The organism is Ruegeria sp. CDSA246, assembly GCF_059611225.1.
In genome coordinates this window covers 1-18517 of record NZ_JBXWPD010000029.1, presented here as the reverse complement: position 1 = coordinate 18517, position 18517 = coordinate 1, and the positions used below count along the sequence as shown (strand labels likewise).

Annotated in this window: 19 protein-coding genes; 8 read left to right on the top strand and 11 right to left on the bottom strand. The window is 55.3% G+C overall.

What is annotated here, in order from left to right:
* Positions 1-351: helix-turn-helix transcriptional regulator (locus AC2FI9_RS21935; RefSeq protein WP_496770737.1), on the top strand; the 351-nt coding region annotated here is incomplete at its 5' end.
* Between the two features lie 96 nt (positions 352-447).
* Here AC2FI9_RS21935 and AC2FI9_RS21930 read toward each other — a convergent pair.
* On the bottom strand, positions 448-879 hold the full coding sequence (locus tag AC2FI9_RS21930; RefSeq protein ID WP_496770735.1) for a helix-turn-helix domain-containing protein: 432 nt from the start codon (positions 877-879) through the stop codon (positions 448-450).
* An 81-nt stretch (positions 880-960) separates the two neighbouring features.
* Between AC2FI9_RS21930 and AC2FI9_RS21925 the strand changes: the two genes are divergently transcribed.
* Both AC2FI9_RS21925 and rpsU read left to right on the top strand, forming a co-directional pair.
* Positions 961-1452, top strand: coding sequence for a DUF2938 domain-containing protein (locus tag AC2FI9_RS21925; protein ID WP_496770733.1), 492 nt, complete (start codon positions 961-963; stop codon positions 1450-1452).
* A gap of 565 nt (positions 1453-2017) precedes the next feature.
* On the top strand, positions 2018-2218 hold the full coding sequence (rpsU, locus tag AC2FI9_RS21920) for a 30S ribosomal protein S21 (protein ID WP_496737746.1): 201 nt from the start codon (positions 2018-2020) through the stop codon (positions 2216-2218).
* A 161-nt stretch (positions 2219-2379) separates the two neighbouring features.
* On the opposite strand, the gene AC2FI9_RS21915 is transcribed toward rpsU, so the two are convergent.
* Positions 2380-3033: a DUF2461 domain-containing protein gene (locus AC2FI9_RS21915; protein ID WP_496737745.1), complete on the bottom strand. Its 654-nt coding sequence runs from the start codon at positions 3031-3033 to the stop codon at positions 2380-2382.
* A gap of 696 nt (positions 3034-3729) precedes the next feature.
* Positions 3730-4758: a GlxA family transcriptional regulator gene (locus tag AC2FI9_RS21910; protein WP_372574879.1), complete on the bottom strand. Its 1029-nt coding sequence runs from the start codon at positions 4756-4758 to the stop codon at positions 3730-3732.
* Positions 4759-4902: 144 nt separating this feature from the next.
* Here AC2FI9_RS21910 and AC2FI9_RS21905 point away from each other — a divergent pair, with 144 nt between their 5' ends.
* Positions 4903-6297: an FAD-binding oxidoreductase gene (locus AC2FI9_RS21905; RefSeq protein WP_496737744.1), complete on the top strand. Its 1395-nt coding sequence runs from the start codon at positions 4903-4905 to the stop codon at positions 6295-6297.
* A 1-nt stretch (position 6298) separates the two neighbouring features.
* Entirely contained in the window at positions 6299-7243 is a 945-nt protein-coding gene (locus tag AC2FI9_RS21900) for a homocysteine S-methyltransferase family protein (RefSeq protein WP_372574881.1), read from the top strand.
* A gap of 63 nt (positions 7244-7306) precedes the next feature.
* Here the strand turns inward: AC2FI9_RS21900 and AC2FI9_RS21895 are convergent, their stop codons facing one another.
* From AC2FI9_RS21895 to AC2FI9_RS21865, 7 genes are all read right to left on the bottom strand, one after another.
* Entirely contained in the window at positions 7307-7783 is a 477-nt protein-coding gene (locus tag AC2FI9_RS21895; protein WP_372574882.1) for a DUF6653 family protein, read from the bottom strand.
* Between the two features lie 48 nt (positions 7784-7831).
* Positions 7832-8434, bottom strand: a complete 603-nt coding sequence (locus AC2FI9_RS21890) for a glutathione S-transferase N-terminal domain-containing protein (RefSeq protein ID WP_372574883.1) — start codon at positions 8432-8434, stop codon at positions 7832-7834.
* On the bottom strand, positions 8431-8829 hold the full coding sequence (locus AC2FI9_RS21885) for a cupin domain-containing protein (protein WP_372574884.1): 399 nt from the start codon (positions 8827-8829) through the stop codon (positions 8431-8433). Before AC2FI9_RS21885 ends, AC2FI9_RS21890 begins: the two co-directional genes overlap by 4 nt.
* Before the next feature lie 245 nt (positions 8830-9074).
* Complete coding sequence (locus AC2FI9_RS21880; RefSeq protein WP_496737743.1) at positions 9075-9797, bottom strand: hypothetical protein; 723 nt, start codon at positions 9795-9797, stop codon at positions 9075-9077.
* A gap of 112 nt (positions 9798-9909) precedes the next feature.
* Positions 9910-11454: a cytochrome-c peroxidase gene (locus AC2FI9_RS21875; RefSeq protein WP_372574886.1), complete on the bottom strand. Its 1545-nt coding sequence runs from the start codon at positions 11452-11454 to the stop codon at positions 9910-9912.
* Positions 11455-11704: 250 nt separating this feature from the next.
* On the bottom strand, positions 11705-12925 hold the full coding sequence (locus AC2FI9_RS21870; RefSeq protein ID WP_496714161.1) for a flavin-containing monooxygenase: 1221 nt from the start codon (positions 12923-12925) through the stop codon (positions 11705-11707).
* 26 nt (positions 12926-12951) lie between these two features.
* On the bottom strand, positions 12952-14031 hold the full coding sequence (locus AC2FI9_RS21865) for a class I SAM-dependent methyltransferase (protein ID WP_496770731.1): 1080 nt from the start codon (positions 14029-14031) through the stop codon (positions 12952-12954).
* A 253-nt stretch (positions 14032-14284) separates the two neighbouring features.
* Between AC2FI9_RS21865 and AC2FI9_RS21860 the strand changes: the two genes are divergently transcribed.
* The 3 genes from AC2FI9_RS21860 to AC2FI9_RS21850 all read left to right on the top strand — a co-directional run bounded on the left by AC2FI9_RS21860 (position 14285) and on the right by AC2FI9_RS21850 (position 17447).
* Complete coding sequence (locus AC2FI9_RS21860) at positions 14285-15319, top strand: GlxA family transcriptional regulator (protein WP_372574889.1); 1035 nt, start codon at positions 14285-14287, stop codon at positions 15317-15319.
* Between the two features lie 573 nt (positions 15320-15892).
* Positions 15893-16720, top strand: a complete 828-nt coding sequence (locus tag AC2FI9_RS21855) for a class I SAM-dependent methyltransferase (protein ID WP_496737737.1) — start codon at positions 15893-15895, stop codon at positions 16718-16720.
* A 241-nt stretch (positions 16721-16961) separates the two neighbouring features.
* On the top strand, positions 16962-17447 hold the full coding sequence (locus AC2FI9_RS21850) for a GNAT family N-acetyltransferase (protein WP_496737736.1): 486 nt from the start codon (positions 16962-16964) through the stop codon (positions 17445-17447).
* Positions 17448-17646: 199 nt separating this feature from the next.
* On the opposite strand, the gene AC2FI9_RS21845 is transcribed toward AC2FI9_RS21850, so the two are convergent.
* On the bottom strand, positions 17647-18279 hold the full coding sequence (locus AC2FI9_RS21845; RefSeq protein WP_171329876.1) for a tyrosine-type recombinase/integrase: 633 nt from the start codon (positions 18277-18279) through the stop codon (positions 17647-17649).
* Positions 18280-18517: the final 238 nt, after the last annotated feature.

The following is an 18517-nucleotide window of genomic DNA, read 5'->3' as shown; positions in this document are numbered from 1 at the left end:
AGGTTCTCGACTGAATACACCGGCTATCATTCATCGTCTGCATTCAAGCGCGTCAATAGTCAAAAGATTGCAACAGAACCCTTCGAAACCGCGTTTCTGCAACGGCAAAACCTGCGCTTCGGCTACCGGGACGCCAAAGGCGCGGAAACGAGTCGCGAAGTGGAACCGCAAGCTATGCTCATCCTGCCGCCGCTTTGGTATCTCGTAGCCTGGGATTCCAGCCGTGAGGATTTCCGGCATTTTCGCATGGATCGGATCAGCCACCCCGAAATCGTCGAGGGAACATCGTTCCGGAGACGGCATGTTCCGTTCGAGGACGATGTTTGTCCATTCAGCGAATTACCGCACTGAATCCCAGGAACGCGTGACGTCCGGGCGGAAGTGCTCCTAATATCTTGACCCGTCAACAGTCCAAAAATGGTGGATCGGGGTCCACGCTCAATCCCTTCACCCTTTGTCAGGATTCTTTTTGGAACGTTTCGCATCAACCTGCTTCTTCGTCAGTGCAACACGGATGAAGCGCTGAAACCGGGGGCAATCCAGATGGTTTTCGGCGGTGCAATTCATGACATGGCGAAGGCCGTCCCGTAAGGCCGTCAGTTCCTTAATTTTTACGTCAATTGCATCGGCCTTTGCTTCCAGAACAGTACGATCCAGATCAGGCCTGCCTTCTGAACCCATCGTCTCTTTGATCTCGCCGAGTGAAAACCCGGCGGTTTGCGCCAGAGAGATGAGGGATATTCGCGTCTTCACCTCATCCTCATAGAGACGTTTCAACCCCCGTCGACCCACCGACCGGATCAGGCCAACCTCTTCATAATAGCGGAGTTTTGACGGAGAAAATCCGCTTTCGCGAGAGAGTTCGGAAATGTCGAGCATAGTCTTGACCTCAAGTGGACTTGAAGTTGCATGTTGCCCTTCCACTGCAAAACATCAACAGAAACTAAGGTCGATACCTCCATGACAACAGAAACTTTCTTCAGCGCGGTTCTTATCGGCATCGGCGCGACAGCCTTCATGGATATGGTTGCCCTTTCCCAGAAGCTGATCTTCTCTCAGCAATCGCTCAACTACGCGATGGTGGGCCGTTGGCTCGGCCATGTCGCGCAGGGGCGGTTTGTTCTTAGGCACATCATGGCCAGCGACCCTGTTCCGGCGGAACGTTTGCTGGGCTGGAGCGCACATTATCTGACGGGCGTGGTGTTCGCGTTGGGTTTTCTTGCCGTGGTTGGTCGGGGCTGGCTTGAAGCGCCGAGCCTGCTGCCTGCAATTGCGTTTGGAATACTAACAGTGCTCGCGCCTTTTCTGATCCTTCAGCCGGGCATGGGAGCGGGGCTGGCGGCGCGGTTGACGCCCGACCCACGAGCTGCGCGGCTCAAGAGCGTCATTGCACATCTCAGCTTTGGAATTGGGCTTTGGATCGCGGCAAACTGCATATCCGTTTCGTTCTAACATTTCGCGAAGAGCGTACCGAAAGCAGTCATAAGCGCCACGGGACGCTTATGACTGTCTTGTTGCGCAGGCTGTGAATTCGGCAGTCACCAAATTTTGCTACTGCAGCGAATGTCTCCTCTGACGGGCCGCACCGCAGCGACGGCAATCATCGTCCAACGGCAGTTCAGGGCCGCAATGGCAGGAACCCTTCCAAGGTCAGGAATGAACGGGGTTCGCCGGGACGTGGTGGGCTCTAGTCAAACCACCATCTAATTGGCAGCCACGTGGGCAAGATCACGCAGAAATTTGGCACTTTGGTCGTCGGCCGGAAAAAACAGCTCAATCTTCAAATCGTCCAGCGTGACATCCGTGACCGTGCTGAATTGCGCAATGGTTCCAAACAGGGAAATGGGCCGTGTGCAAACTTGATACCATCAAGTCTGAATGACAGATGCCATGAGCATGACGATTACCCTCAACCCAACCTGCACCCGTTATGCTGTACAATCCAGGACAAGATTGCTATTTGGCCTATTCCTGCAAATCATTGCAAACTTCAGACTAGAAAGGTGGTGTAAACCACATGCAGGTTAGTGTTCGCGACAACAATGTCGATCAGGCCCTTCGGGTTCTTAAGAAAAAGCTCCAGAAGGAAGGCGTTTTCCGTGAAATGAAGCTCAAGCAACATTTCGAGAAGCCGTCCGAGAAAAACGCACGCCAGAAAGCTGAAGCGATCCGCCGCGCCCGTAAGCTGGCACGTAAGAAGATGGAACGCGAAGGGTGACATAGGTCATTTCCCGACGCTGAAAAACAGCCCCCGTTGTCCGATGGCATCGGGGGTTTTACGTATCAACGGGCTATTTGGATCGAGATCGCTGTCGGTATTCAAGGATGTAGTGTTATCACACGAAAACAACTCCGCTCGCACAAATTTTCTGATGTGGCTCAGTCGAAGTAGCGCACCAGCGGGCTGGCGGCCCGAAAGATCACGACCAGCAGATCGATTACCTCGTCTTCAAGCAGCAGAGCGTCCGGCAAATCTTTGCGGCATCCCAGGCCAGCCATTTTCAAATAGGGTGCGGCGGGGTCGCTACTTGCAAAGCCTTCCGGCACAGTGCCCAACGCCTTTCGCGTGACAATTCCGTCTGGGAAAGTCTTTTTGAACTCAGGGCCAGCCAAGATGGCACTCATGCCGTTCGGATCATCGACCAAACGCATCCGCAAACGAGCGAGCGCGGCCTTGGATGGTTGGAATAATGCTGCACCCGCGTGGCAATTCCCTGGCTCGATGTGGAGGTAGTATCCGAAGTCCTCTGCGGGATTACCAGCATTGGCAAAAACATCCACGTCCGAGCGGTATAGTGCACGCCCGATGCGGTCTCGCGGCTCCTGAAAGAACTTGGTGTAGCTTCGCTTTGGTTTGATCCCCGCCTCAGCGACGAAAGGATCAAAGCGATCAGCATAGTCGTGCAGTGTCATTGCGATACCAGCGAAATTGCGCAAGGCGTCGTCGCGTTCTTCGCGGTGCTCGTCCATCCAGGCTTTGCGGTTGTTCATTCCGAGATCCGCAAGGAACGCAAATGTTTCTGGCTCTACCACCGGCGCAACTCCTGTTTCGCAGTTGCCAAGATGCCCAATGCGGCTATCTCACCAAGTCACTGTAAAATTGCAGTCGGCCTATGCCGATTTATTCTGTGCCTTTTTGCCAGTCTTAGTTGGCCTCTCCCCATGTCGTCCGGCAGTGCCGTTGAGCGCTTGATGCCAAGCAGGCTTCTTGACAGGGTTTGCACCCGGGCGCTTTGCCTTGGGCTTTTTGGATTTAGGCATTGGGTGTCCTCACTTGGTTTCAGGCAGCCATAGAGGGTTTGAGACCGGATTGATACCACCCAGTTCGGGCGTGGACATGACGTTAAGCAACAGAGATCGGCGCAGTTCAATCGTACCTCCATGTTAAAACTCATCAAGGTTTGTTTTGCCCCAGCTACAAAACAGATCATTTAGGAATGCTGCGTCGTGCATGAACGGCAGCAATGTCCGCAAAGCGGACATACATCGCGATTTTGCGAACGTCTGCCTCGAGCCCACAACGGAACTGTCGAATTCTCGTTGCGTACGCTCGCATCATAAGAAATGTCGAAGTAGCACAAACTGGTGCGCTGCGACGCAGCAGGACAACGGGTCATTCATGCGGGCCCCGCCAAATCTGAAACTGCAGACTTACATAGCGGCAAACTATCTGTGAGTTCGTAGCACTTGTGTGAAAGATCTTTGGTTCACTTCGGGTTTAAGCAATACTCAATGCGGACGGGCGATTTGAGAGATACGCTGGAATTTCTTCCTGTATGCCGCCGGCGACAAACCGGTACCGCGTTTGAATACGCGCCGAAAGGATGCCGGATCCTCATATCCAACAGCCGCTCCGACATCGTCATTTGAAAGCTCATCAGTCTCCAGCATTTGTTTGGCTTCTTCGACGCGAAGCGCCTGAACATACTCGATCGGGGCAAAGCCCGTCGCCATGCGAAATCTTCGCGAAAAGGTCCGTGCATTCAACCCCGACCGCTCAACCATCTTCTCAACCGGCTTGGCAGAGGCGTAATGATCCGCGATCCAAACCTGGCAATCAGAGATCGGACCATCGTTTGATTCCATCGGGCGGGTCATCACCGAATAGGGTGACTGACCTTCGGCGTGCCCACTGAACAGGAAGACCTTGGCGGTTTCAATCGCGGTTTGGTAACCACAATATCGTGCAATCAGATAGACCGTGAGGTCATGCCAGGCGGTGACCCCACCTGCGGTTACGATCCGGTCAGCCTCAGCTGCCAGGCAAAGTACTGTTTCATTGCGAAATGTAATCTTGGGAAAATGGCGCTGAAACATATCGCGATAGGCCCAATGTGCAGTCGCCTGATGGCCATTCAGCAACCCGGACTCCGCGAGCAACAAGGAGCCGGAACACACCGATGTCAGTAACGCCCCCTGCTGGTGCATCCGCTTGAGCCAGTCGACTTCGCGTGGATATCGACCTTTGGGCACATCATAAATCGATGTGTACAGGTCGCAGATCACAACAGCGTCGGCATCGTCAATTTCGCCAATGGAGCTTTGTGGCTCCACCGGGATATTGCCGATACAGTGAAAAGGCTTGCCATCTGCGGATACGATGCGGACATCCAGAAGTTCATCACCCGGGGCACCGGTCACCATATCCGGATAAACTGCACCTGCTGACATCAGGACATCGTAGAGCCCATAGAGGACCGATGCGGATGTTTCCGGGGCGGCGAGCAGCACGATGAGCGGTTTTTTGGCGGTGTCCATATAACCCTCCTGTCTGAAATGGCACGGTTTTGGCAAGTTTGCCATATTCGTTTGTCCAGTATGCCGCATCTTTGGCCATCTTGCCACTGATGTGGGTGCCGCCAGTGGCATAGCATCCCAGAAGATCACAAAGGGAATTGCATTATGAACAGTATGGATACAGACCAGAATTTATCACCTGTCGGACTCAAAGCTGAGACATTGATGCCCGGCATGGCAGAGTTTGATGAGACGCGCGCCGTGTGGAACGCGATGATCGACCGGAAGCCTGCAATGATCGTACGCTGCCGGAATGCAGATGACGTTGTCGCCGCTGTTAATCACGCGCGCAACAACGATCTTCCAATCTCTATTCGCGCGGGGGGCCACAATGTTGCGGGCCATGCAGTTTGCGACGAGGGTCTGATGATCGACCTCAGACTGATGCGCAACGTGACTGTGGATGCCGACAATCGCACCGCATCGGTGGAAGGCGGAGCGCTTTGGCGGGACGTGGACGAAGCAAGCCAGGCCCATGGTTTGGCAACACCCGGTGGCCTGATCTCGGATACCGGTGTTGCCGGATTGACCCTGTCAGGTGGGATCGGCTGGCTGAGGGCCAAGCATGGGTTGTCGATTGACAATCTTGTTGCGGCAGATGTGGTGACCGCCGATGGTAAGTTGGTTCACACGAATGCAAAAGAAAACCCTGAACTGCTCTGGGCACTCAAGGGCGGTGGCGGCAACTTTGGAGTGGTTGTCCGGTTTGACTTTGCCCTGCATCCCATCGGCCCCGAAGTCATGTTTGCTGCCCCGATCTATGCTGTTGAGGACGGGCCTGGACCCATCCGGGCATGGCGCGACTTTCTGGCGAAACACGGTGATCTAGTTGGATCACTGTGCGAGTTTTCAACGGCGGGCGGTGAAGACTTCCCAGAGGAAAGCTGGGGAAAACGCGTCTATACTTTGGCTTGTGTCTACAACGGAGATGCCGCCGAGGGAGAGGCGTTGCTGCAACCCCTTAGTGAACTCGGCAATATGGTGACCGACTTCTCGAGCCGAATGAATTATTGTGATGTGCAACAGCTCTTTGACACGCTGATGCCAGCCGGAGAATATCGGTGCTACTGGAAGGCGCGCTACCTGTCGGAATTGTCGGATGAAATGATTGATCTGGCGATGAAGAACGCTTCCGCTGCCCCTTCGGACAACTCGATCTCGTCTTTGTGGAACTTTGGTGGTGCCACGGCAGCAGTCGCGGCAGAGGCAACGGCCTTTGGTGACCGATCCATGGGCTGGATGTATTCCCTGGATGGCGTGTGGTCAGATCCGGGTGACGATGCGGCCAATATTGGCTGGTCACGTCAGGGCTGGGAAAGCGCTGAACCGTACGGTCATCACGGCCGGGCCTATCTGAACTTTCCTGGCCATGGAGAGGACGGGGACGCGTTGACGCGGGCTACGTTTGGCGCGAATTATCAGCGGTTGGTCAAGATCAAGATCAAATATGACCCTGAAAACCGGTTTCGCTTTAACCAGAACATTCAGCCGGAGGTCTAATATGACCGTTCAATCCCCACTTCCACCAATGGGTTCCGGCGAGTTCTTTCTGACCGAAGGCGGTACAGAAACAGAAATCATGTATCGCCATGGGTTTGAATTGCCTGAGTTTTCAATGCTACCGCTTATGGACAATCCTCGGGCTGTTTCCGCAATGCGAGATGTGATTTCTCAGCAGCTTGATGTTGCTGCCGAATTTGGCTTGTCGTTTCTGCTGACCGGCTTTGACTATCGCGCCAGCCCGGACTGGGGTGCAAAACTGGGCTATTCAGCGTCAAGCTTGGCAGATGCAAATATTGCCGCAATTGAGCTTCTCCGCGAAATTTCAAAAGGGTATGAAGGTGATATTCCAAACCTTCTGATTGGCGGAATTCTCGGGCCACGCGGCGATGCCTATAGCCTCAATCAGGAAATCACCGCCGAATCCGCCGAAGAGTATCACGCCGTTCAACTGGAGACATTGAAGCGGGCAGATGTGGATTTCGTCAGCGCACTGACATTCAACAATATCGAGGAATCTGTTGGTGCCCTACGCGCGGCGGAACGGATCGGTCTGCCATTGTCGGTTTCTTTGACGCTCGACAGTACGTGCAGGCTGAAATCAGGCCCCACGCTTGCCGAGGCCATAGTTGAAATCGACATGCAGGCCGGAGAGGCGGCGCCGGAGTACTACATTGTCAATTGTTCCCACCCGCTTGAATACGAACCGGCCCTTGAGAACGGAAACTGGATCAAACGGCTGCGCGGCGTGCGCCCGAATGCGTCGAAGATGGAGAAGCTGGCCCTGTGCAAATTGCACCACATTGAGGATGGCGATCCTGTCGAACTTGGCTCACAACTGTTCAGCCTGACGGAACGCTACCCGCATATGGACATTTTCGGCGGTTGCTGTGGAACAGGTCACAGACACCTGCGAGAGATTGCGAAAGCGCTGGTAAGACATTGACGGTCAAGTTCAGCTGATGCACCGATTTCCTCAGTTCTGTCTGCAGAAATGAGCATTGAGGGCTCAGTCACTCGTGTCAGCCAGCAGCCAAACCATGCGGTCCAGAAACCAGAGCTTTGCACCTATAGCCAGCGTCGAGCCTACGAATACCCAACCCAATTCGAGCCGCCAAAGCCCGACTGCGAGAATGACGACCCCGAGCGCGGCGGCATATGTCAAACGACTTATGACTTGTGCATGATGGATGGGGATCGACGCCGTTTTGCGATTAAGCCAAATACGCTCACCCAGCACACCTTTGGTCATCCAGGCGTCGTGATGCTGCGGCGGGCCAAACAAGCGTGGATTGAGCCAGGTCCAAATGACAACGGCCAGAACGAACCAAAGTGCGCCCCAGCCCAGCCAGACTCGGCTCCAGATAGCCAGGCAAAAGAGCGGAAGGATTGTCATGCGCGACCAACCACTCCACGGGTTCGCATGTCGTTGCCAGGTGGCGTCATCCATACCCATCAGGCGGGCCGATAGTTCCGCGATATCCATGGTTCATTTCTCTTGTGTAGCAAAAACCTTGCGAGAACAGACTCCGCGTCATCTGATATCAGAGGCAAGCGCATCCTGAACGTAGGTTAGCGTTTCGATCCGATTTGCGTGGGCTCGTATGGCAGGCCAATCACGGGTGCAAAGCCCAGAGTCGCATATCCAGCGAGACATAACATACATGTAATAATCTGCACCATTGGGAGTGTCTGCACACAAATATTGCCGCCCCGTCAATTGTGTCTCAATGACGGACAACCGGTTTTTCAGGTGATGTTGACCGGGCACAAGGAACTCTCGCGGGGTGTTCGGGCGAAATAGCGGGCTGAAGCTTTTGTGGATTTCTGTCGCAACAAAAACAAGCCAAGTCATGGCCTCTTGTCGCCAAGTGGTCCCTTGCAGGCCCAGCAGCGCGGCCTTTGGTGCTTTGAAGTCGATCCAGTCCAGAATGGCAATCACCTCTGTCAGGCAACTCCCATCATCCAGCACCAATGCCGGGACATAGGCCTTTGCGTTGATTTTGGAAAAGTCGGAACCATCCCGCAATTGACGAGAAGCGTAGTCAACTTCGATCAAATCAAACGGAATGTTTGCCGCCCGCAGGGCAATATTGACGACAAGCGAACAGGCGTCTGGGTAGTAATACAGCTTCATTGGAAACAATCGACCGCGACGGGTGCTTGTGTGAGTACAACAAGAGCCAGATCATAAGGTCCTTCATTCACCTCAAACATGCGATGACCTTTCCCCTGAAGATCACGCGCCAGAAACTGATCCCCAACCTGCAAAATCCGCGTATCCAGATTGCTGGTTTCTATGCGCACGGTCCCGCGCAGGACCGTCCCAAGAACCACGGCTGGCGCGGTGTGCCATGCATCCACATAACCTGCGGGATGATGCATCATCAGAATTCTCTCGGCGTCCAACGGTGGCGAGATGCGGTATCCCGATGGAGAGGGCGGCGTGAAACTGCCTTCTTCCAGAACCCAGGCATGATCCAAAAATCGTGAGCCTCCGGTTTCATCCTGGTCAATGCAAATGATCTTCATGGCTGGGCTCCTTGTTGGGGCGGTTCTTGCGGGTGAAGTCATGTCTTGGCCTCGTAGCATAGCTTGCCCAGACGGGAGGTGGTTTGCACAACCGGCAACCAGTCCGGCAAGCCTCGGACATCTATCGTTGCGTCTCACATCTGTTGAGCGGGGCAAGACGTGGAAGCGGTGTGTTGTATTACATGACAATTTGCACCTGCTTCCAATGATCGGAGCGGGCACAAAACCCGCTCCAATACGCAGCCTCAGAGACCGGTGCGTTCAGGCAGCGCGACATACATCTGAACATGCGTGACGGTCGAAAATTCGCCCGGCAGCGGACCATAGGTCTTGCCATCGGAGTGCCACGCCAGACCCAGGTCGGCAGCAAGATGTTCGCCGCTGAGCTGAAGACAGGGTGTGATCGTGCGCTCAAAATCAGCGGACCCGTCGGCATTGGCGATAAAAGTATTTTCAGATCCATCGCGGGCGCCAAATGGCAGATCATAGGTGCCGATGAACGGGTCAGTTGGTGGCCAGACCATGAAGTCATGCCATATCGTGTAAACTCCGTTCGGGATCAGGTTTTCAAAGGCCAAATCGACGGTGCCGACACCATTTTCACAGGTGTATGTGCCGCTGCCTTTGGCCGCGAACCATTCGCCAAGGGTTAGTCCCAGCGGACGGCCCTTGGGGTATGGACCTGTATCACTGGTGTCAAGAAAGTTGTGTTTTACTTCGACCCCCGGCGCATAGAGCGGCGCGTCCATATCGCGGGTCGCCGCTGTGGGACGGAACACCTCTCCTGAGCCCGGGACTTCTTCATAGAACACATCCTGTTCGGCCATGCCGTCGTCAATGTGAAAGACAAAGGTCAGCGACATGCTTTCCGGCGGATCATAGCTGGTCTTGGTGGCGTCCTCTGCGCCAGATTGGGTCGCAGTGGTAAGGGTAAGCGCGGCAGCGCTGATAAGAAAGATGGGTTTCATTTTAGGGTCCTTTTGGTTGGTGGGAGGCAAATCTGCCTGGTGAACCGGCGGGTACGGGTGCCGGAGCTCTGGTGAAATTGCAGATGGGGCTGGGAGGTCGCGGAGTGGGCCTTTAGCCGTCCGGCAATTTCGGCGTCGGCTGCGGAGTAAGTCCTGAGGGAACGCTTCGCGGAATAAGATCAGAACGATCTTTGGCAGAGGGATCCGTCAATGCTTCGAGGAAGGCCATAATTCTGGCCACTTCGCGATCACTCAGCGTCACAGGTGCCAGGGTATTTGCCTGTGCAATCCTTCCACGCAACGCATCAGATTTCTGCACCCATGTGTCACGCAGATCAAAGGCCGTACGCCGTTTCGGATTCACAGGGCGAAAGATCAAAGACGATCCATTGCCGGTCTGTTCAATGAACTGGTCAATGACCGGTAATTCGGTGGCATCGGCATCATATGCCTCCAGCGAGGCCACGCTGTCGAGATGATGGCGCACCATCATTTCCAGATCAGCAAAAACTCCGTCATGCCCCCATGGTCCCGTGAGCGTGACATTCCGCAGGGACGGCGTGCGGAACGCAAAGAGGTCAGTCGGGTCGAATGATACACGATAACGGCCCTCATCCTCTGTGGCACGGGCAAACCCGGATGCCCGCCAAAGGCTCTTGTCCTCACCGTGGCCTTTGCCCGGCCCGATTTGCGGCACGGCAATGGCGTGAAATTCGTGATCAGTCAGCAATTTGCCCATGTGGCAGGCCGCACATTTTGCCTTGTCATAAAACAAATCAGCCCCGGCGCGAGCGTCCTCGGACAAAGCCGTAAGATCGCCGCGCAAGAAGGCATCAAACGGGCTGTTGTCTGAGCGGAAAGCACGGGACTGAAATGCGGCCAGCGCATTGGCCGCTGCCACCATGGTAATCGCGTCCAGATCGGGAAAGGCGGCGCGGGCCAAATCCTGGTATTTTGGTGTGGCCTGCAGACGTGCTGCCAGCAAATCCCAAGCGTCGGTGACCCTGTCTTCGGCCACTGCGGTTGCCACGGGGTTTTCGCCTTTTTGTCCTGCCATCTCAGACGCGGAAAGTACTGGGAACATGGCCTGCGCCGCCAATAGGTTATCCAACCCTTGTGGCAGATGTTCGCGTGCGGGTGTCCAGAACCCGCTTTGAAAGGTGTGCGCCGGATCAGGCTCCACCCGCCCGTCATGAAACATCGACAGGTACTCCTTAGCGCCGATGTTCCATAACGCCTGTGCATTGCGCGGAATACGTTCGGTGATGCCATCTTTGGTCCGCCGTTCCGGGCCAAACCCGGTCCCTCCTTCGCCTATAGACAAGGCGACGCCATCGCCGCTGCCGCGCGCCGGATCATGGCAGGTCCCGCAGGAAATATTGCGATTGCCCGAAAGGATCGGGTCGAAGAACAGATTGCGCCCGAGCTCAACGAGGGCTTCGTCTGGTGCGCCTTCAAAAAGGAAATCACTGTCCCGAAGGCTATCCGGCCATTGCGCTCGCATCAGGTTTTCCGCCCGAGTAGATCCTGGCGCCAGCAGCAAGACCAGCGCCAGCGAAGTACCCGCTACAGCAATGTATCCCGTCAGCGTCGCTGCGGTAAGCGAACCGATTGATCCAGGGGCGGTGGCCAATTTACAAGTCTTGTAGATAGACATTTGGTTTCCTTTGGGACTTGGGGCGATTGAGACTTGCGTTGCTAAAGTATGCGATGCGGGAATTTTGGATCGGTTTTGAGATCACTGAGATGTTCAAGCCCGACATCCCGAAACAGACCGAGAGGCAGCTCTGCGAATCTGCGGCCCCTATGGGCAAGCCGTCGCCGATCCCTCCACATGCAAAAACGTGCCATAACGTTGTAGAAGATTGTTGGTTTGGAATAGGGCACATGGGTGCTGTTTGTGATGCTCATTGTTCTGCTCCTTTTGCGAAGCGGGGCTGCATCTGGGGACGATGGGCAACCTGCCGCTGGTGCGGCGCATTGGGTGCCCTTTCCGTGCGGGCGGCCACCTGCGAAGCGATGCGAACCGCGCTTACCCCGGCGGCATGGAAAAACCCCTGAAACACGGGAGCATAGCCTGTGAACCACAGGCCGGGATTGTTGACGTCTTCCTGCCCCATCGGCTGCCGCGGATAGCCCTTGGCATCCAGTGCACCAAGTTCACCAAAAAGCCGCTCAAGATCAGGCCTGTAGCCTGTTGCACAGATCACAACGTCTGGGCGAAGTTTACGGCCATTGGCCAGTTCGACGGTGTAGTCGCCAAAACCAACGACCTGAGGCACGGCCTCAAAGCGCCCCGCTTTCAGCGCAGCCACAAACCCGTCATCCAGCGCAAATGTCACGCCATCCTTGAGCATGCGAGAGCCGCCGCCAAGCTTATGGCGCGGCAAGCCATGGCGCCGCAGATTGCCAAAAAACGTCCATTGCATGAAGCCAAATACCGGATCGAGCGACCACTTTGGGAAACGCGCAAACAGGTTCGCCATGCGTTGCAGTGAAAAGCCCAGAATTTTGGACGGCAGGATCGAAGGTCCATGACGAACGGCGACCCAGACCCGGCCGGGGTTGCTGCGCGAGAGGTGGTTCAGCACATCGGAACCAGAGTTTCCGGCCCCGACAACAACGATATTCCTGCCGTCATAGTCCGACGGATCGCCAAATTCTGCAGCATGGATCACCTTGCCGCCAAAGTCCTCCAGTCCCGGCCAAACGGGCATTTCGGGCACTTTTTCGCGACCTGTGGCCACGACAACATCAGTGCACGTATATCTGTCGTTGTTGGTGTTGACTTGCCAATGATCGCCATCACGACGCACGGACAAGACAGACGTATTAAACACAATGTGTTCTTTCAGCCCGTCCGCGTAGTCGCCCAGATAGTCAACCACAGCGTCACGAGGCAAAAACCTGTCCATTGCGCGTGGCTCATGGTGCCCCGGCAGGCGGGTAAAATTGCGATGGATGTTCAGTCGAAGCCTAGGATGACGCGCGCGCCAAGGGTCAGCGACGCGATCGGATGCCTCAAGGATGGTGACAGGGACGCTGCGTTTGAGCAGTTCCGTGGCCGCAGCCATGCCGGACAATCCGGCACCGATAACGATGGCATGTGCGTTAGGGGGAATAGTCATTTTGTGTCTCCGTTGATGCTTTGAGGCTAAGGGCGCGCAAGAAAATAGGCGTTGAGCGGGTCGTGAGGCAGGCGATGGGTTTCAACCCGATCAAACCCCGCGCGGGCGAGGTATTCTTGCGCGGTTTCAACCCCCCACATCGCCCCAAGACCGGGGCCGCCCTGACCAATTGAAACCGGCGTGCAATGCATCAAAGACAGGCTGTACAGCAGCGGTGCAAAAGGGTTCTCGATGTTCTTTTCCAGATCACGTGACCCGCCGATGTCTTGCATCAGGAACAGCCCGTCATCGGCCAGAGAGTTTTTCACAAGATCCAGTAGGCCTTGCGGGTCCTTTTGGTCATGGACCGCGTCAAAAGCAGTGATCAGATCGTAGCTGCCCATTGTTGTGACGCCTGACAGATCCTGTCCACGAAAGGATAGGTTGGAAAGCCCGTTCCGATGTGCCGTGACCTGCGTTACCGCGAAGGCATCGGGGCAAAGATCGACACCGACAAACCGGCTGTTTGGAAAGGCTTTGGCCAATTCCATCATCGCCCGGCCTGCGCCGCACCCGACGTCAAGCACGTCAATGCCGCTTTCCAGCCGTGCAATCAGCCCGGGGTCTAGAGGCAGAATGTGTTCAATCAGCGCGGATACCACAAGCTGCGCACTGTCTTCGGCCATGACTTCGTGAAAGCGACAGTAATCGTGATACTGCGTCCCACCGCCATCGCGGAACCGGGCAACCATCTCTTCTTCGACCGACGCCATCACGCCGATAAACTGGCAGGTGACCGCCATATTGTCGGGCGCCGCCGCAGTGGTGAGAAGGGCTGCGTGTTCAGGGGGCAGAAAATAGGTTCCTGCCTTCGCGTCATATTCCACAACCCCGGATGTCACCATCACGCCCATCCATTCGCGAACGTAGCGCTCTGCCAGGGCCGCGCCGTCAGACAACGCGCGCGAGGTTGAATTGGGCAATGCTGCCAATGCGTCAAACAGGCCGGAGCGATGGCCGATCGAAGACATAAGCGCCAGCGAGGCTGCGTTCAGCGCGCCACCCATGAGTTCGGCAAATCCTTCAGCCTTGGCCGTATCAAATGTGATTGCGGGTTGCTTGTTCATTGGAATTCTCCGGTCTGACAGGGTTTTGGCTTAAATGCTGGAGACTGTTTGGCAGCCGCGGCCGAGTCGCGATATGCTCAGATATGCCAATAACGGTGAATTTCAGACACCCTCACCCTTGTGCTACGGACCAGCGCCCTCCCTTGGAGGCACTCAATCGTGCGCGTTTTGGTCAGGAACGAGGCGTTGCGTAACGAGGTTTTTTGATGTAACGCCCAATAAACTCCAAAATAGGTGAATATCGGACACTCTGATGCTGCAAGAGAAATCCACCTGCCGAACTGCAGTTCTGACCATGCCCTGTGTCGGCACCTCAACCGCTTATTGCATTCTTGACGCGCTGGCGTCCGTCGGACGTGACTGGGAAATGTTGCATGGTACGGCCCCTAAACCGCCTGTTTTTGATGCGGCTCTGATATCGTGTGACGGCGCCGCCTATCAGGACATCAACGGACGGCGCATCACACCGGATGGATCGCTGGACAGTTTTGTAAAGCCCGATCTCGTCATCGTCCCAGACTTTCACTTCGCACCGGGAACTGGTGTCCCGGATGAATTCGCCCCGATGATTACCTGGCTTAAGAAAGCACGCGATGACGGAGCCTTGATCACCTCGGTCTGTTCCGGCGCTTATCTGCTCGCCGAGGCCGGGATGCTGGACGGTCTTGATGCGACAAGCCACTGGAGTTTCTGTGATGTGATTGCGCGGCAGTATCCCGACATAAAAGTGCGTCGCGAACGAATTCTGGTTCCGGCGGGAGAAGGGCACCGGATCGTGACAGCGGGTGGCGCATCATCCTGGGGCGATCTCGTGCTCTATCTGATCGGGCGCATCGCAGGCCCTGACGAGGCCCGTCGCATTGCCAAGATCTATCTGTTGCAGCCCCATACAGAAGGACAGTTGCACTATGCCTCGCTGACGGCTGGCACACAGCACGATGATGCACTAGTTGCAGACGCGCAGGTTTGGGCCGCTGATAACTACGCATTACCGAAGCCGGTCGCCGCCATGGCAGCAAGAAGCGGTTTGACTGAACGTAGCCTTTTACGCCGTTTTCGAAAAGCCACAGGGCAAACCCCGGTTGATTACGTTCAAACACTGCGGATCGAAGAAGCTAAACAGATGCTGGAAACTACGGATCTGCCAATTGACGAAATCGCCGGAGAGGTTGGGTACACAGAAACGTCGAGTTTTCGAAATGCTTTCCGGCGATATGTTGGAATGCCAGCGTCGACATACAGAAAGAAGCGGCTTCTACTCACGCAGGTCGGTTCCGAAGACGGCTGAGCATTAGGCTTTGCTCCCGCATGTTAGAGCTTTATCCAGCCCCGCGCGGTCGGGCTACCTAGTTGGCGTTTCTCGATATGGATTTCCGACAAAGGTGGACGCATGTTGAGCGCCTGATGCGGACCAGAGTCTGGCCACGGTGGCTCGAACCACGGCAGAACGCATTCCTTGGACCCCCCACGCGATCATCGGTCAAACAGTGCTTACGATCGTGCAGACTGCGCACCTGTGACTCGGTGCGACTGGTTATTAACGATCTGGTCAGGGAAGACCGGTCTGGCGACTTCAGCTGCTCTGCAGCGATGAACGTGCCGCACAGGCGAGCGAATGCTGCGTCAGCAAACATTCGGAAGAGCAACGGCGGCAAAGTCCGCACATTACCAGTTCATGCGACGCGCGGCGAACGTCGACCCATCCCAGACCGATCCTTGGTGCAAATCGCGGCGAAAAGGTTGGAAGAGCCCACAGCAGACGTCATAACGCAATTGTCGGGAGGGTGTCGTTCGGCGCCAAGAGTGCTTCCATTAGCTTCAGAAAACTGTTGGTGCTACGTTGACTTGATTTGGAGGATGCATGACCGACCTCAATGATTTTGAAAAGATGGAGCGCGAAGGCTGGGCCAATCCAGCTATCGCCAAGGGTTATGCAGATGGGTTCGACCGAGCTACGCTCGTTGTTGCGCAAAGGCTTTCGGATGCGGTTTCGGCTGGATCTAAGTCAACGGTTCTTGATCTATGCACCGGGCATGGTGTTGTCGCTTCGGAACTTTCGGCAAGAGGCGCTTCTGTAACTGGACTCGACTTTTCTGCGGCTATGATATCCCTTGCTCAATCTGCTGTGCCGGGCGCTTCCTTTGTCCAAGGAGATGCGATGTCAATGGACTTTGCCGATAACAGTTTTGACGCTGTCACTATTGGTTTTGGCGTACCGCACTTTCCCGATCCTGAACGTGGTTTGGCGGAAGCGGCAAGAGTATTGAGACCGGGCGGGCGTATCGCGTTTTCAATCTGGAGAGGGAAAGGATCAGATGGTGCATTCGGTTGGTTGTTCGATGCGGTTGGACGCCTGGGCGACCCCTCGGTCACATTGCCCTTCGGACCTGATGCCCATATGCTTGTGGACCGCTCAGCTGCTGAACCTATGGTCGCCAAAGCGGGATTTGCAGAGGTTCAGTTGATCGACGTGCCCTCAGAACTGTATCTGCAGCAACCTGAAGGCTTGTTTGATGCCTTTGATCAGGGTGCCGTTCGCGCAGCATCACTTTTGGGAGCGCAGCCAGTCACAAAACGAGATGCAATTCGCTCTGATTTGGCGGCACGTACTCGCTCACAAGGTATTAAACACAATGGCGGTTTTCTGGTCCCGGCTCCGTCCGTCATCATTTCGGCCGTTCGCCGCTGATTTTTGCAAACTCTTCGTGATTATGCGCGTGCTGCGACTGGCAATTTTGTCCCGTTTTCCGGACCTTGGTGCCGCCTAAACCGACCCTATGACCTGCTGAAACCGTCAGATGAACAGTTCGAGCCGAAATCGGCTGAGGCTGCAATTCGCGCCTTTGGCTGGTTATCGATACGCTTTGCTGGCCGCAAGACAGCTTCGAGTTTCTTGGGCTATATCTCTCTAAGACACATGGGAGATTTGTATGCGCAATTTTAGAAATGCCCAAACCGCTGATGCGGATCGCTGCTTTGAAATCGAGATCTCCGCCTACGAAGGTGAAGAGGCTGCGACACACGCCAAAATCTGCAAACGGATTGAGACCTACCCCGATGGCTTTCTGATCCTCGAAGTGGATGGAGCGGTTGTGGGCTTCATCAACTGCGGATGCGCTCATGAGGTTGAGATGTCTGACGAGGACTTCAAGGAGCTTATCGGCCACGACCCTGACGCTCCCAATGTGGTCATCATGTCCGTCGTCGTAGACCCGACCGAACAAGGCAAGGGCCATTCAAGGTCTCTGATGGATGAGTTTGTTAGGCGGATGCAGCAGATGAACAAGGAGACGATCCATCTGATGTGCAAAGAGCATCATGTGCCACTCTATGAAAAGCTCGGCTATGGATATCTGAGGCGGTCTGCCTCCGACCACGGAGGAATGGCATGGCATGAGATGAGTATGCGACTTTGAAATAAAACTTGTTGTCCCTCAGCCAAGCGGGCACATGGCCTTCCAAAGGGAACGTCTGCAAAGCCCTGCAGATCGTGAGTTCGATCTTGCCCTGATGTTGCGTATGCAGCGAATGACCGCAAAGCGGGCTGCGACTACAGCATCAAGAACGCCTGCTGGGTGTCCGCTTAGGGCCGCCCGCGAGAGCGGCCCGTTGATTTTAGATCTCTATCGCTTCGGCGATTGCTAGGGCATCCTCGAGTTCGACGCCGAGATACCGGACTGTACTGTCCATCTTAGTATGGCCAAGCAGAAGCTGAACAGCGCGTAGGTTTCCGGTCTTCTTGTAGATCTGAGTGACCTTGGTTCTCCTCATGGAATGGGTGCCGTAGGCGCTTGCTTCGAGGCCGATCGACGTGACCCAATCGCGGACAATCCGTGCATATTGGCGTGTCGAGATGTACAGGCGTTCATGAAATCGGCCGGGCCAAAGGTACTCCGAACCGACCATCAGCTCATCTTCCATCCACTTCTCAACAGAGGCACGTGTGCCCTCTGATATCTCAAAGCGCACGGGTTTCTGCGTCTTGCTTTGAAGGACCGAAGCCCGTTCCTTAATCTGACCCGATGACATGACATCGGCGACCTTCATCTTCACCAGATCGCAGCCGCGAAGCTTACTGTCGATTGCCATGTTGAAGAGCGCAAGATCGCGATGATTTTCGGCAAGCTCGAGGCGAACTCGGATTGCCCAGACATGTTTTGGTTTCAGCGGTCGCTTCTGGCCGACGATGCGTCCTTTGTTCCAGGCTGGGCGAAGAGCACGAATGGCAGGTAAGTTTGGTGTTTCCATGGTTGATCCTCCGATCCGCCATGCCCGCCCACAACGACAACCCGACGTTGACTGGAAAATTTTATCACAGCATGCCGCGCTGCCTCCAAGGTCCGCGATGAGCCCAAAGCGGAATTGCTTTGCCACGAACATTGGCAGCTAAAGAAACGCAAGTAACTAACTCCGCGGATATGAAGGTGACCGTTTGCTGAATGCGCGACAGGTATTTGAGCATTACCTTTTTAGTTGTGCGTGTATG